The sequence below is a fragment of the Gordonia sp. NB41Y genome, from assembly GCF_030718915.1.
GTDB lineage: Bacteria > Actinomycetota > Actinomycetes > Mycobacteriales > Mycobacteriaceae > Gordonia > Gordonia desulfuricans.
Genome location: NZ_CP132196.1, coordinates 2,965,107 through 2,977,689 on the forward strand (window position 1 = coordinate 2,965,107; position 12,583 = coordinate 2,977,689).

The 12,583-nt window shown below is 65.3% G+C and carries 14 protein-coding genes; 9 read left to right on the top strand and 5 right to left on the bottom strand.

From position 1 onward, the window contains the following. Positions 1 to 82 precede the first annotated feature (82 nt). The 3 genes from Q9K23_RS12790 (at position 83) to Q9K23_RS12800 (ending at position 3,155) form a co-directional block, all read left to right on the top strand. Positions 83 to 1,042 (top strand): ParA family protein, encoded by a 960-nt coding sequence (locus tag Q9K23_RS12790; protein WP_020790912.1) that lies wholly within the window; start codon positions 83 to 85, stop codon positions 1,040 to 1,042. 74 nt (positions 1,043 to 1,116) lie between these two features. After that, the gene (locus Q9K23_RS12795) at positions 1,117 to 2,190 is read left to right on the top strand and encodes a ParB/RepB/Spo0J family partition protein (RefSeq protein WP_020790916.1); all 1,074 of its coding nucleotides are present in this window, start codon (positions 1,117 to 1,119) and stop codon (positions 2,188 to 2,190) included. A 146-nt stretch (positions 2,191 to 2,336) separates the two neighbouring features. Next, positions 2,337 to 3,155, top strand: a complete 819-nt coding sequence (locus tag Q9K23_RS12800) for a hypothetical protein (RefSeq protein WP_053777274.1) — start codon at positions 2,337 to 2,339, stop codon at positions 3,153 to 3,155. A 167-nt stretch (positions 3,156 to 3,322) separates the two neighbouring features. On the opposite strand, the gene Q9K23_RS12805 is transcribed toward Q9K23_RS12800, so the two are convergent. The 5 genes from Q9K23_RS12805 to sigM all read right to left on the bottom strand — a co-directional run bounded on the left by Q9K23_RS12805 (position 3,323) and on the right by sigM (position 7,705). After that, the gene (locus Q9K23_RS12805) at positions 3,323 to 4,480 is read right to left on the bottom strand and encodes an N-acetylmuramoyl-L-alanine amidase (protein ID WP_020790917.1); all 1,158 of its coding nucleotides are present in this window, start codon (positions 4,478 to 4,480) and stop codon (positions 3,323 to 3,325) included. A gap of 215 nt (positions 4,481 to 4,695) precedes the next feature. Beyond that, entirely contained in the window at positions 4,696 to 5,034 is a 339-nt protein-coding gene (gene trxA, locus Q9K23_RS12810) for a thioredoxin (protein WP_020790214.1), read from the bottom strand. Between the two features lie 56 nt (positions 5,035 to 5,090). Beyond that, the gene (trxB, locus tag Q9K23_RS12815; protein ID WP_053777296.1) at positions 5,091 to 6,086 is read right to left on the bottom strand and encodes a thioredoxin-disulfide reductase; all 996 of its coding nucleotides are present in this window, start codon (positions 6,084 to 6,086) and stop codon (positions 5,091 to 5,093) included. A gap of 149 nt (positions 6,087 to 6,235) precedes the next feature. After that, entirely contained in the window at positions 6,236 to 6,916 is a 681-nt protein-coding gene (locus Q9K23_RS12820; RefSeq protein ID WP_020790213.1) for a hypothetical protein, read from the bottom strand. A gap of 219 nt (positions 6,917 to 7,135) precedes the next feature. Continuing rightward, positions 7,136 to 7,705, bottom strand: coding sequence for an RNA polymerase sigma factor SigM (gene sigM, locus Q9K23_RS12825; protein ID WP_020790210.1), 570 nt, complete (start codon positions 7,703 to 7,705; stop codon positions 7,136 to 7,138). 275 nt (positions 7,706 to 7,980) lie between these two features. On the opposite strand from sigM, the gene Q9K23_RS12830 reads away from it, so the two are divergent. The 6 genes from Q9K23_RS12830 to Q9K23_RS12855 all read left to right on the top strand — a co-directional run bounded on the left by Q9K23_RS12830 (position 7,981) and on the right by Q9K23_RS12855 (position 12,582). Then, positions 7,981 to 8,694, top strand: coding sequence for a hypothetical protein (locus Q9K23_RS12830; RefSeq protein WP_152972734.1), 714 nt, complete (start codon positions 7,981 to 7,983; stop codon positions 8,692 to 8,694). A 19-nt stretch (positions 8,695 to 8,713) separates the two neighbouring features. Next, positions 8,714 to 9,079: a hypothetical protein gene (locus tag Q9K23_RS12835; protein ID WP_053777272.1), complete on the top strand. Its 366-nt coding sequence runs from the start codon at positions 8,714 to 8,716 to the stop codon at positions 9,077 to 9,079. Between the two features lie 14 nt (positions 9,080 to 9,093). After that, positions 9,094 to 9,282: a hypothetical protein gene (locus Q9K23_RS12840; protein WP_053777271.1), complete on the top strand. Its 189-nt coding sequence runs from the start codon at positions 9,094 to 9,096 to the stop codon at positions 9,280 to 9,282. Between the two features lie 506 nt (positions 9,283 to 9,788). Beyond that, positions 9,789 to 10,844 carry an ABC transporter substrate-binding protein gene (locus Q9K23_RS12845; RefSeq protein WP_053777270.1) on the top strand — a complete coding sequence of 352 codons (1,056 nt, stop codon included), beginning with the start codon at positions 9,789 to 9,791 and terminating at the stop codon, positions 10,842 to 10,844. Next, the gene (locus tag Q9K23_RS12850) at positions 10,841 to 11,764 is read left to right on the top strand and encodes an ABC transporter permease (RefSeq protein WP_053777269.1); all 924 of its coding nucleotides are present in this window, start codon (positions 10,841 to 10,843) and stop codon (positions 11,762 to 11,764) included. Before Q9K23_RS12845 ends, Q9K23_RS12850 begins: the two co-directional genes overlap by 4 nt. After that, complete coding sequence (locus Q9K23_RS12855) at positions 11,761 to 12,582, top strand: ABC transporter permease (protein WP_020793140.1); 822 nt, start codon at positions 11,761 to 11,763, stop codon at positions 12,580 to 12,582. The genes Q9K23_RS12850 and Q9K23_RS12855 overlap by 4 nt, the downstream gene beginning before the upstream one ends. Position 12,583: the final 1 nt, after the last annotated feature.

Genomic DNA, 12,583 nt, shown 5'->3' on the forward strand with positions numbered 1-12,583 from the left:
CAGGGCGCAGAATAGAAGGGCGTCATCTCAGTCCTCCGAATTTCCCGGAGGCGGACAATTGGACGGGCAAAGGAGTCCCAGCGTGGTCGACAAAGACCAGCACGTTTCACGTGAAACTTCGAGAAAGAACTCGGTGCCCACGCCGCACAACTCCTTCCATGACACCCCGATCGCCGCTGCGGCTGCACGCGCGAGTCAGGTCCTGACTCCCGGCGCATCAGGTCAGCTCCCCCGCCCGATCAACACCCGCGTCATCACCGTTGCCAATCAGAAGGGCGGCGTGGGTAAGACGACCACGGCAGTCAACCTCGCGGCCGGACTGGCCGTTCACGGGCTGAAGGTTCTGGTCATCGATCTCGATCCGCAGGGCAATGCCAGCACGGCCCTCGGGATCGATCATCGGGCTCCCGAGATCGCGTCGGTCTACGAACTCCTCCTCGGTGAGGTGGACATCCGCGAGACGGTCAAGCAGAGCCCCAACCACGAGAATCTCTACTGCGTACCGGCGACGCTCGACCTGGCCGGCGCCGAGATCGAACTGGTCTCCCTCGTCGCCCGCGAGAACCGACTCCGCAACGCACTCAACGATCAGGCGATCCTCGACTACGGGTTCGACTACGTCTTCATCGATTGCCCCCCGTCGCTGGGTCTGCTCACGGTCAATGCGATGGTGGCCGCCCGCGAGGTGCTGATCCCGATCCAGTGTGAGTATTACGCCCTCGAGGGTGTGGGCCAGTTGCTCCGGAACATCGAGCTCGTCCAGGCGCACCTGAACAAGGATCTGCACGTCTCGACGATCCTGCTCACCATGTACGACGGACGCACCAAACTCGCCGATCAGGTCGCCGAGGAAGTGCGCCGCCACTTCGGTGACAAGGTGCTTTCGACGATCATCCCGCGCAGCGTCAAGGTGTCCGAGGCACCCGGTTACGCGATGACGATCATCCAGTACGACCCGGGTTCACGTGGAGCGATGAGCTACCTCGACGCAGCACGGGAACTGGCATTGCGCGCCAACACCGCGGAGGCCGTCACGCCCTGAGCGTGTGTGGCGCCGAGAGCTGCCACTCCCCTCCCCCATCGACTTCCACCCCCGTACTTCCCGAGAGGAATCCCGTGAGTTCCAAAGAGACCGCACATCGCCGTGGAGGCCTCGGCCGCGGATTGGCGGCCCTGATCCCGACCGGTCCGGCCGACGGTGAGATGTCGGAGGCACCGCGTCTGGGAGCGGCAGCTGCCGACGTGGTGATCGGCGGGGGAAGTACCGCGCCGGCACCGGCAGCGACCAACGGCTCCGCCGTGAAGGAAACCACGACGACGCCGGCACCGGATCCGATCCCCTCCCCCGCTGTCGGGACAGTGGACGAGGTCGGTGCCGTGTACCGCGAACTCGCGCCGAAGGTCATCCAGCCGAACCCGCATCAGCCGCGTTCGGTCTTCGATGAGGAGGCGATGGCGGAGCTGGTCCACTCCATCAAGGAGTTCGGTCTGATGCAGCCGATCGTCGTGCGTCGGCTCACGGAGCCGGTGGACGGCATCGAATATCAGATCGTCATGGGTGAGCGCCGGTGGCGTGCGAGCCAGGAAGCGGGTCTCGAGGCGATCCCCGCGATCGTTCGAGAGACCCCCGACGGCGACATGCTGCGGGACGCACTGCTCGAGAACATCCACCGTGCCCAGCTGAATCCACTCGAAGAAGCCGCCGCGTATCAGCAGCTGCTCGACGAGTTCGACGTGACACATGAAGAACTGGCAAGCCGTCTGGGACGGTCGCGACCGGTGATCACCAACATGATCCGTCTGCTGAAGCTGCCGATTCCGGTGCAGCGACGCGTCGCCGCCGGCGTTCTGTCCGCCGGTCACGCTCGCGCTCTCCTGGCTCTCGAGACCGGGAGTGACGCTCAGGAGCTGCTCGCGGCGCGTATCGTTGCCGAGGGGATGTCGGTGCGGGCGACCGAGGAAGCGGTCACCTTGGCCAACCGGGGAGACGGTCCGATGCCCGGGAACCCGGCCGCGAAGCGTAAGCAGATGCAGATGCCGGGGCTGCAGGACGTCGCCGAGCGCCTCTCCGATGGCCTCGACACCCGGGTGACAGTGAGTCTGGGCAAGCGAAAGGGCAAGATCGTGGTCGAGTTCGGATCCGTCGACGACCTCCAGCGCATCGTCGGTCTGATCGACCCCAAGCAGTGATTTGACGGTGGAATTCTCCCAACCAACCACACGCGGAAGTTACGTCACAGTGACACAACGAAGTGTTCGCATGCTGAGCAACGTCGAAACAAGTTGCCGCACTGCTACTTTCGGTTTCCGCGCCATTTCGACCCGGGTGGCCTGACATGGATCCCGTGATTTCTCGACTGAGCCTCGAATCATTCGAGTCGCTACCGCCCCACGCACGCCGGTGCATCTTCTGGGAGGTGGATCCGACCACAGCCGCGGCGTCGAGTTCGGCGGGGTGTGGTCCGGAGATCGGAGCCTACGAGAGCGAGTTCGACAAGGAGGCGTGGATCTCCGCGGCGTTGCTCGAATGGGGTGCTTGCGGACAGATCGCCACCGATCGTGGCACCGGTGTGGTGGTGGGTACTGCGTTCTATGCCCCGCCCGGTCGTGTCCCGCGCTCACGCCTCTTCCCCACCTCGCCGGTGAGTGCCGACGCGATTCTGCTGACGGCCATCAGTACCGAGCCCGGTTACGAGGAAGTGGCGGTCCCCCTGCTCGACGCCGTGGTGACCGATCTCGTCCGCCGTGGCGTTCGCGCCATCGAGTCGTTCGGCATGGTGCGCAGCTCCGGTCTTCCGACGGCGTCTGACTTCGATGTCGATGCCGGCATCCCCGGTTCCCGGCCACTCCCCGACATCAGCGCATGGTCGGACGAGGAGATCGTGAACGTCGCCCGCGAGATCCTCGACTATCCGCAAGCCGACCTGTGCACCCAGTGCATGATCGACGCGGCCTTCCTCAAGGACTCGGGATTCGACGTCGTGGCATCCCACCCTCGATTCCCCCGCTTCCGGCTGGAGCTCGACGAAGGTCTGGGCTGGAAGTCGGAGGTCGAGGGAGCACTGGAGAAGCTGGTCGTGATGGCTGCGATCGACCTGGCGGGCCGGGAACGCACCTTCGCTCCGATCGGCCGCCGACAGGGCCCCACAGGCTGAGTACGGGCGTACCAGAGCTGGGCCCGGACGCCGATCGAGTTACCGGTGGCGGACGCAGCCGGGTGTCGTCACCTCAGATGGCCGGCACCGCACGCACAGACAGATGACGAAGAAGGCCCGACGGCGAGTGGATCTCGCCGTCGGGCCTTTCTCGTGGATCGGATGTGTCAGGAGATCTCTTCGGCCGCAAGCAGATCGGCAAAGGTGTAGGTACCGGTCGGCCGGTCGTTCTCACCGAGGAGATACAGGCGTTTGACGGCGACGAGGATCGCCTCGGCGATCACATTGCGGTAGTCGGGATCCCCCAGGATCTCCGCATCGTCGGGATTGGTGATGTAGCCGACGTCGATGAGTGTCACCGGCATCCGGGTGAGACGCAACAACTCCCAGGTGCGTTCGTGGCTGCGGCAATCGGTCAGCGGTGTCCGCGCGGCCACCTCACGCTGGATGAACCCGGCGAGGTTGCGGCCGATGGTCGAGTACGAGCCATGGCTGTTGCCGAAGTAGAACGTGGCGACGCCGTTCGCAGACGGGTTGGGGTAGTGCCCACACCGCAGCGAGATCATCAGATCGGCGTCGATCATGTTCGCGACGCGGGCGCGCTCATCGTCGCCGGGACGTCCACGGCCGTCGTGGGAGAGGAAGGTCTCCATGCCCGCGGCGGCCATCCGTCCTTCCAGACGTGCGGCCAGATCCCACAGCAGACGGCTCTCCAGCTCGGCGGTGGGCCCGTCGGACAGATCGTGCAGGCCTCCGGAGCCCGGGTCGATGACGATCCGCTTACCGGACAGCTGGGGCCCGGAACGGCGTACGTGCTCTTCCTGACGGATGGCGTAGGGCGAACCGCCGGTGACGCGGGTTCCGAGGCGATCGAGCGAGCGCAGGGTGGCCGGTCCGCAGATTCCGTCGGCGGCCAGACCGTACTCACTCTGGTAGAGACAGACGGCGTCATGCGTGGTCTCGGCGAACACGCCGTCGACGAGGCTCGTGTAGTAGCCGAGGTTCTGCAGTCGGTTCTGCAGGGTGGCGACGTCGTCTCCCACCATGGGCGCCGACAGCCGATACAGCAGGACGCGGGCGCCGAGCTGATAGGAGGCTTCGCGCAGCACGCGGTAGGTGGACGGTCCGACGACGCCGTCGACGATCAGGCCGCGCTGCTGCTGAAAGGCGCGGACGGCGTGATCGGTGTCGTCGTCGAAGACGTCAGTGGCGGGTACGTGGGCGGCGTGTCGGCCGCCGGTGGTGGCGAGCAGGCCCTGTCCGGCGAGGATGGTGCGGATCTCGGCGACAGCCGGTCCCTGATCCCCCAGTCGGAAAAGTGGCATGCTCAAACTCCTCAGTCGCGTCGGACGCGACATCGTCCCCGCCGATCATCGTTGTATGCCCTTCCCAGACGGAAATGGCAGGCGATCGGACCACGAGCATTCTTTCAGCTTCGCTCACGTGGACCAAACCGATCTAGATCACATCACCACAACGAACGCCGCCACCAGCGACGATGCCGGTGGCGACGGTCGATTGTCATTCGAAGAACTGTGGTTCAGGCCTTCGAACCGACGACGGATTCGAGATCGCGAAGAATCGCGGCCTTGCCCTTGGCGCCGACGATGGTCTTGGTCGGCTTGCCGTTCTCGAACAGGATCATGGTGGGGATCGACATGATCTGGAAGTCGCGTGCGGTGCCCGGGTTGGCGTCGACGTCGACCTTGGCGACGGTCAGCTTCTCCGCGTGATCGGCGGCGATCTCCTCGAGGACCGGTGCGACCATGCGGCACGGGCCGCACCAGGTGGCCCAGAAGTCCACCAGGACCGGCTTGTCGGAGCCGAGGACGGCCTCGGCGAAGGTGGCGTCGGTGACGGCGACGGTGTTGGCTCCCATTGAGCGTTCCTCCTTGTAGAAGTGTGTGATCGGGGGTAGACGTGCGGGGCGGGGCGTCAGTGCACCGCGTCGACGGTGACGATCTCGCCGTCGATCGGGGTGGCCTCGACATCGCCTTGTTCGGCGAGCCAGCGCTCGGCGTCGATGGCGGCCGAACAACCGCTGCCGGCGGCGGTGATGGCCTGCCGGTAGGTGTGATCGACCAGGTCACCGGCGGCGAAGACACCCGGCAGCGAGGTGTAGGTGGTGCGGCCCTGGACGCGCACGTAGCCCTCGTCGTCGAGGTCGACCTGACCACGGACCAGCTCGCTGCGGGGGTCGTGGCCGATCGCGACGAACATGCCCGTGACGTCGATGGTCTCGGTGTCGCCGGAGCGGGTGTCGATGAGCTCGAGGCCGGTGACCGAGCCGTCGCCGATGACCGACTTGATCGCCGAGTTGGTGACGAAGCGGATCTTGTCGTTGTTGCGGGCGCGGTCGAGCATGATCCGCGACGCACGGAACTCGTCGCGGCGGTGGATCAAGGTGACCGTCCGGGCGAACTTGGTGAGGAAGGTCGCCTCCTCCATGGCCGAGTCGCCGCCGCCGATCACGGCGATGTCCTGGTCCTTGAAGAAGAAACCGTCGCAGGTGGCGCAGGCGGAGACGCCGCGGCCGAGGAGTTCCTGCTCACCTTCGACACCGAGGTAGCGGGCCGCGGCACCCATGGCCAGGATGACGGCGCGGGCGCGGTGGGTCTCGCCGCCGGCAACGATCTCCTTGACCTCACCGGCCAGCCGAAGTTCCTCGACGTCCTCCATGCGGAGGTCGGCACCGAAGCGAATGGCCTGCTCACGCATCTCGTCCATCAGGGCCGGGCCCTGGATGCCGTTCTGGAAGCCGGGGAAGTTCTCGACCTCGGTGGTGGTCATCAGTGCGCCACCGAACTGGGTTCCCTCGAAGACGATGGGGGCGAGCTCGGCGCGAGCCGCATAGATCGCCGCCGTGTATCCGGCAGGTCCGGATCCGACGATGATCAGGTCGTGGATCTGCTGGCTGTCTGACTGGGTCAATTCGTCCTCCGTGTGCATGGACTCGCAGCCCGCGAGCGGGCTGCGTGTACCGGCTTCCAACAACAGGGTATGCGGAGATGTTCCCCTGGTGGGGCCGCCGGTGCCGCTGTACGGCGCTGAACGCACTGTCCAACCGACCCGTCGGCCGCTCACCTGCCGATGACCGTGCTTGACCGCGTCGCAGGGTTGCCGGTGTCACAGTCGTGGCCGACGACCAGCGCCAGGAATCGCCCGGCGGTTCCGGTCGAGAGCAGGATCACCACCTGTGGAGTGCCGTCCAGTGTCACCTCCCCCGACCCGAGGACGGCGGTGGTGTCGGGGATTCCATTGGCCGACGTGCAGCGTCGGAGCGCCTGGGGTGAGGAGAACGGCGCACCATCGGTACGGCCGAGTACCGACAGCACCGCCGCCGCATCGGGTGGGGCTGCCGGCGTCGATAGTTGAGATTGTGAGTTGTTCGCTTGTGGCACAACACTATTGGTGTCCGGACGCAGGAACACCACGCCGATGGCGACGACAGCCACCACGATCGCAGCGGCCGCGCCGAGGACCGCGAACATCCGCCCGGACCGACGTCGTCGGCGATCGGTGAGCGAGGACGATCCGGCAGCGACCTCGGCGCTGATCGCGGCGAGGGTCTGCTGTGTACGGGCATCCACCCAGTCGGGCACCGGCTGCGGGTCGACCGGGAGAGACTTCAGGTCTTCCCGGGTACGGGCCAGCGCATCGAGTACCGCCTGTGCGCCGGGATCGTCGACGATCCGTGATCGGATGTGCGCACTGGTGCGCTCGTCGAGGACACCGGCGTCGAGGTCGGCGAGAAGTTTCACGGGAAACGGTGGCTCTGGCAGAGGGTCTTCTGCGGAGAACGACGATGCGTCCTCATCGTTCATCACCACTCCCCTCCCCTCGCCGCACGGCCGGTCAACGCGTCGGGTGACGCGGTCATCATGTCAGTGTCCCCTGTCGTCACGTGTGCATCTGATCTCTTGGACGCACGCGAGGGCGTGATCGGTTCCGTCTGATCCAGGATTCGTGCGAGATCGGATTCACGGGTCACCGGTCTGGAGATGGCGGAGCAGGTTGGCGAGTTTGACCCGTCCCCGGGAGCACCGTGACTTGATGGTGCCGTGCGGAACTCCGAGACGTTCGGCCGCCTCGGCGACCGTGTAGCCCTCGAGGTCGATGGCCACGACCGCGGCACGCTGGTCCGGTGGGAGCTCATCGAGCGCCTGGTCGATGCTCACCGCGAGGTCGACCCGTCCGAACTCGTCCGCGTCGTCCGACAGTGCCAGGGTGTCGAACTCGGGTAGCGGAAGCGTCCGACGGCTTGCGTTGCGCCGCAGCCGATCCAGCGCCGCGTTCACGACGATGCGATGCAACCAGCTGGTGACCTTGGCGTCGGCCCGGAAGGTATGCGCGGTGCGATGGGCGCTCAGGAGTGCTTCTTGGAGTGCATCGGCCGCGTCGTCGGGATTGCCGGTGGTGCGGTTGGCGACGGTCCACAGATAGGACTGGTGGCGGGTGATGAGGATGGTGAAGGCGGTCGGATCGCCGTGGATGTGGGCACGGAGCAGTTGCTCGTCGGTGCGCTGGTCGTGTGTGGTCCCCCCGGACATGGGGATGAGCGTAATGGCTGGTGGGTGGTGATGAGTGGGTGATGGACCGGTGGTGTGGACGGAGCTGTGGGTGGGGGTGTTTGTGTGGATCGGGCGTGGTCGGGCTGTTGAGGTGCGATATGACGATGAGGTGCCATATGGCGATGAGGTGGAAGGCGTGCGACACCGGCAGCGGTGGTCGCCCGAAGATGGTGAACTGATGAGCGGACAGGGGGGCGAATGCGCTGTGACAGATCGGTGCGGACCACAGAGGGGTGGGCGGGGATCACGTGGCGATGAGTGTGTCCGCGTGGCGGAAGATGGTGACGTCCGCGGCTGAGCGATTGGGGCCGCAGTGGCGGGTCGTCGGTGACGGTCGAAAGACCGTGCTGATGCGGACCGACATCGAGTGGTGGGCGCTCTACGTCGGGTACGAACCCACCAGGCTGGGAAGGGTCTTTGCGTACTCGGCATTTCTGGGAGGACCGTTGCCTCCGACGCGGACCGGCGATGCCGGCGTGGATGGAGATCAGTTCGTCTTCCCGGGGGAACCGCGGATTCGCTACCAGGATGACTTGGTCTGTGCGGCGGGGATCGCGGAGTTCGCCGAAGTGGTGGTGGGGGTGGCACTCGATCCTGTGCGTGACGTGAGGGGCTACTTGGCATACAGCGAAGAGACGCTGGTCACGCGAACCGCTTCGGGCCATGACTATCTGTACACCGGAAGGTCGCGTCAGCGGCTGGTGCTGCTGCGGGTGGTGTGTGCGGCCAAGCCGACCGCGGGTCTGATCGAGGATGTGCAGTGGGTGCTCGATGATCGGTTGGTGAATCAGAACGGCGCCAATCCGAGTAGCGAGGTGTTCTTTGCCGAGATGCTCGAGTTGTTGCGTGACGATGATCGTGGCGGTGTGGAGGATCTGATCTCGCGTACTCGCCAGGCGGGTCTGGCCGAGTTGGGTGCATCTCCAGATACGTTGAGGCCACTGGTGTTTCCAGAACCGGTGGTGTGAGTTCGGAGAGGATCGTGCTGTGAGTACGTATGGGTTCGCGTTGATCGCTGATCTTGCCGATGTCGAGGACGCCGAGCGTGTCCTGTCGCAGGTTCGGGATGTACTGGCCGAGGACTGGGACCGGTCGTGGGGGTCGGATCCGTTCGATCAGTTCGCTTCTGAGGTCGCTTCGGGTGATGGTGGGGCCCGGCTGACGGTGTTGGCGTCGATGATGTTGCCCAACGGCCACGAGGATCAGTTCTTTGCCGGCACATCCGGTGGCCGTGCGGTGGTGTGTGAGGATCTCGACGAGTACGGGGTGTGTTCTCGGTGTGGGGGCTCGCCGGTGACGCTGCGCGGTGTGTGTATCGCGCCCATGTCCACGATCCCGAGGATGATCCGGTAGAAGAGGCGACCGCGATGACTGTCACCGGGGCTGACGCCGCGGCTTCGGCGGCTGACCTGTTCGACTGCGACCCCGCGGCCTTTCTGGCCTTGGAGCAGGATGGGTCGCCGGTCGCTGATCAGTTGGGGATTGTCGGTGACCCGTTCGAGCCGTGGCTGTCGGCGCTCGGTCTGGCGTGGCCAGAACTGGACCATTCGGGGTGACACTGCCCTGGCCCTTCGAGATCATGGTCGGCTACCACGCATTGGGGTGAGTGCTCGAGCGGCGTTGACCACCGTGTCGCTGTCACCGGTCGCGAGACCGTCGACGGGGCAGCCATCCTCGTGGTCGACGTCGGGCCACCCATGCGGTCGAGGACCGTCTGGGGAGACACGATCAGCAGTGTGTCGGTACTGATCGATGTCGCGCGGAGTCGACGGTGTCGTGTCCCCTTTGCCCGCTTCGGTAGACCGGCAGTCCGACGAACCGGTACATGAGATCTACAGGGCGACAACACCACTGGTCCGTGATCGGATCCCGCGACCGCGACGCCCAGGCGTGGTAAGGGCCTCGGGGCTTGTCTCGGGCGGGGAAGGGCGGTCGCCGTGAAAACTACCTGTGACGAACGAAGTCACCAACGTTAAATCTCCACACCCGGTCTTGACATGTGACCCAAGCCACCCTTTAATTCTTGACTGATGGGTTAATCAGTTCAGTCTAGGAGGGCGCCATGCGCAGAAACACCTTTGCGGCCGTTGTGGTTTCGGTTGCTGCAGTCTCGTTGTCGGCCTGTGCATCGGGCTCCGGTACAGACTCCAAGTCACTCACCGTCACCATGTGGGGCGGCGCCGGCCAGAAGGCCCACGTGGAGTCCTACTTCCTTCCCTGGGCGGAGGAGAACGGTGTCACCATCAAGCAGGATTCGCCCACCGACTACGCGAAAATCGCAGCTCAGGTCAGTGCGAACAAGGTTTCCTGGGGTGTCGTGGAGGTCGAGCCCAACTACGCAGCCACCGCCTGCGCAGACGGAACCCTCGAGAAGCTGCCGGCCGACGTCGTCGAGGCGGCCAAGACCGCAGGTGCACCCGCTGAACAACTGAGCGACTGTGCGATCCCGGTCCTGCAGTACACCTTCAGCATCGCCTACAACACCAACACGTTCCCGGATGCCCATCCGACCACGTGGGCCGAGTTCTTCGACACCGAGAAGTTCCCCGGAAAGCGCGGCTTCTGGAAGTACCCGACCGGCGGGATCTTCGAGGCGGCACTCCTCGCCGACGGTGTCGCACCCGAGAACCTCTACCCGCTCGACCTCGACCGCGCCTTCGCCAAGCTCGACACGATCAAGAGCGACATCGTCTGGTACGACACCGGTGATCAGCAGACCCAGCTGGTCGCCAGCGGCGAGGCCCCGCTCGTGCAGGCCTGGAACGGCCGCATCACCCAGGCCGCCGAGGCGGGCGAGCCGGTGGCCAACGAGTACGGCCAGAACCTCATCTCCTATGACCAGGTCGTCGTGCCGAAGGGCTATCCCAACGCGCAGTTGGCCTTTGACTGGATGAAGTGGTTCCTCGCCAACTCGCAGTCCCAGGCCGACGACGCCGTCGCGTCCTACTACGGCCCTGCCACCCCGGCCGGCGTCGAGCTCATGCCCGCCGACAAGCGCAACGACGTGGCCGGCGGTGCTGCGGTCAACGACAAGTCCGCAGCCGTGATCGACTACTCGTACTGGGCCGAGAACAACGATGCCATCACCGAGCGGTTCAACAGCTGGATCGCCCGATGACGGCCCAGCTCAGCGAAGTGTCACCCCCACAGGTGACCCCGGCGCCGTCACCCGCGGAGGTCAAGGAAAAGCGCCAGTGGCGCAAGACATTCGCCTTCGACGGTTGGGGAGCTCTCGCCCTTCCGCTGCTGGTGTTCCTCGGACTGCTGTTCGTGGTCCCGATCGTCGCGCTGATCGCGAAGAGCTTCACCGACCCGACGGTCGGATTCGAGAACTACCGGGCGATCTTCGCCGACTCGGTGTACGTGCGGGTGCTGATCAACACCTTCGTCGTCGCACTCACCGTCACCGTGGTCACCCTGGCGCTCGGCTACCCCTACGCCTACGTCATGACCCTGGTGTCGCCGAAGTGGCGGGCACTGATGATGGTGGTCATCCTCATCCCGTTCTGGACCAGCATCCTGGTCCGCAGCTTCGCACTGATCGTCCTGCTGCGAGATACGGGTGTGCTCAACACGATTGCGATGAACGCCGGTATCCTCGACGAGCCGATGCCGATCCTGCGCACGCTACCCGGCGTCATCTTCGGCATGGTCCAGATCGCCTTGCCGTTCATGGTGTTGCCCATCTACGCCTCGATGCGGTCCATCGATCCCCGGCTGTCGCTGGCCGCCCAGGCGCTCGGTGACCGGCCGTCCGGAGCATTCTGGCGAGTCTTCGTGCCGCTCAGCGCTTCCGGGGTCGCGGCGGGGACACTGCTCACCTTTGTGCAGGCCCTCGGCTACTACATCACCCCCGCCCTGCTCGGCGGCCCGAAGAACATGATGATCGGCGAGCTGATCGTCCAGCAGGTCAGCACGGTCCTTCGATTCGGATTCGCCTCCGCACTCGCCGTACTCCTGCTGGTGACCACGTTCGCACTCCTGGCCATCGCCAGCCGGATCGTCGACGTCGAACGCATCCTGATGGGAAGATCATGACTCGGATCATCACGCGCACAGCACTTTTCCTCCTCGCTGCGCTCATCGCGGTCTATCTGCTCCTGCCGGTGCTGCTGGTCATCCCGATGTCGTTGGGTGAGAGTTCGTTTCTGACCTTCCCGCCCAAGGGGCTGTCGTTCCAGTGGTTCCAGGCGCTGATCGACGACCCCACCTGGATGCAGTCCGCGGCGTCGAGCTTCTCGGTGGCCCTCGGCTCGGCGGTCCTGTCGGTGGTCCTCGGCACCCTCGCCGCCCTGGCGCTGGTCCGCGGCCGAATCCCCTTCCGGGGAGCCGTACTCGCCGTGCTGCTCGCCCCGCTGGTGGTGCCGTACGTGATCGTCGGCCTGGCGATCTACATCACCTTCCTCAAGATCGGACTCACCGAGACCCCGCTGGGCTTCATCCTCGTCCACACCTGCCTCGGCGTCCCCTACGTGATCATCAACGTCGTCGCCGGACTGTCCACGGTCGATCGGCGCCTGGAGATGGCGTCGATGAACCTCGGGGCGAGCCCGCTGCAGACGTTCTTCCGCATCACCCTGCCGGCCATCGCACCGAGCATGCTGGCCGGCGGTCTCTTCGCCTTCATCACCAGCTGGGACGAGGTCGTCGTCGCGATCTTCCTGTCCGGACCCGACATGACCACCCTGCCGGTGAAGATGTGGTCGGGCATCCGCATCCAGATCGACCCGACGCTGGCCGCGGTGTCGAGCCTCATTCTGCTCATCATCGTCGCGGCATTCGCCCTCAGCGGGATCCTCCGCTTCATCCAGAGCCGCCGCGCTCGTCGCCTGACCTCGGCCAAAGCAGGAGCCTGAC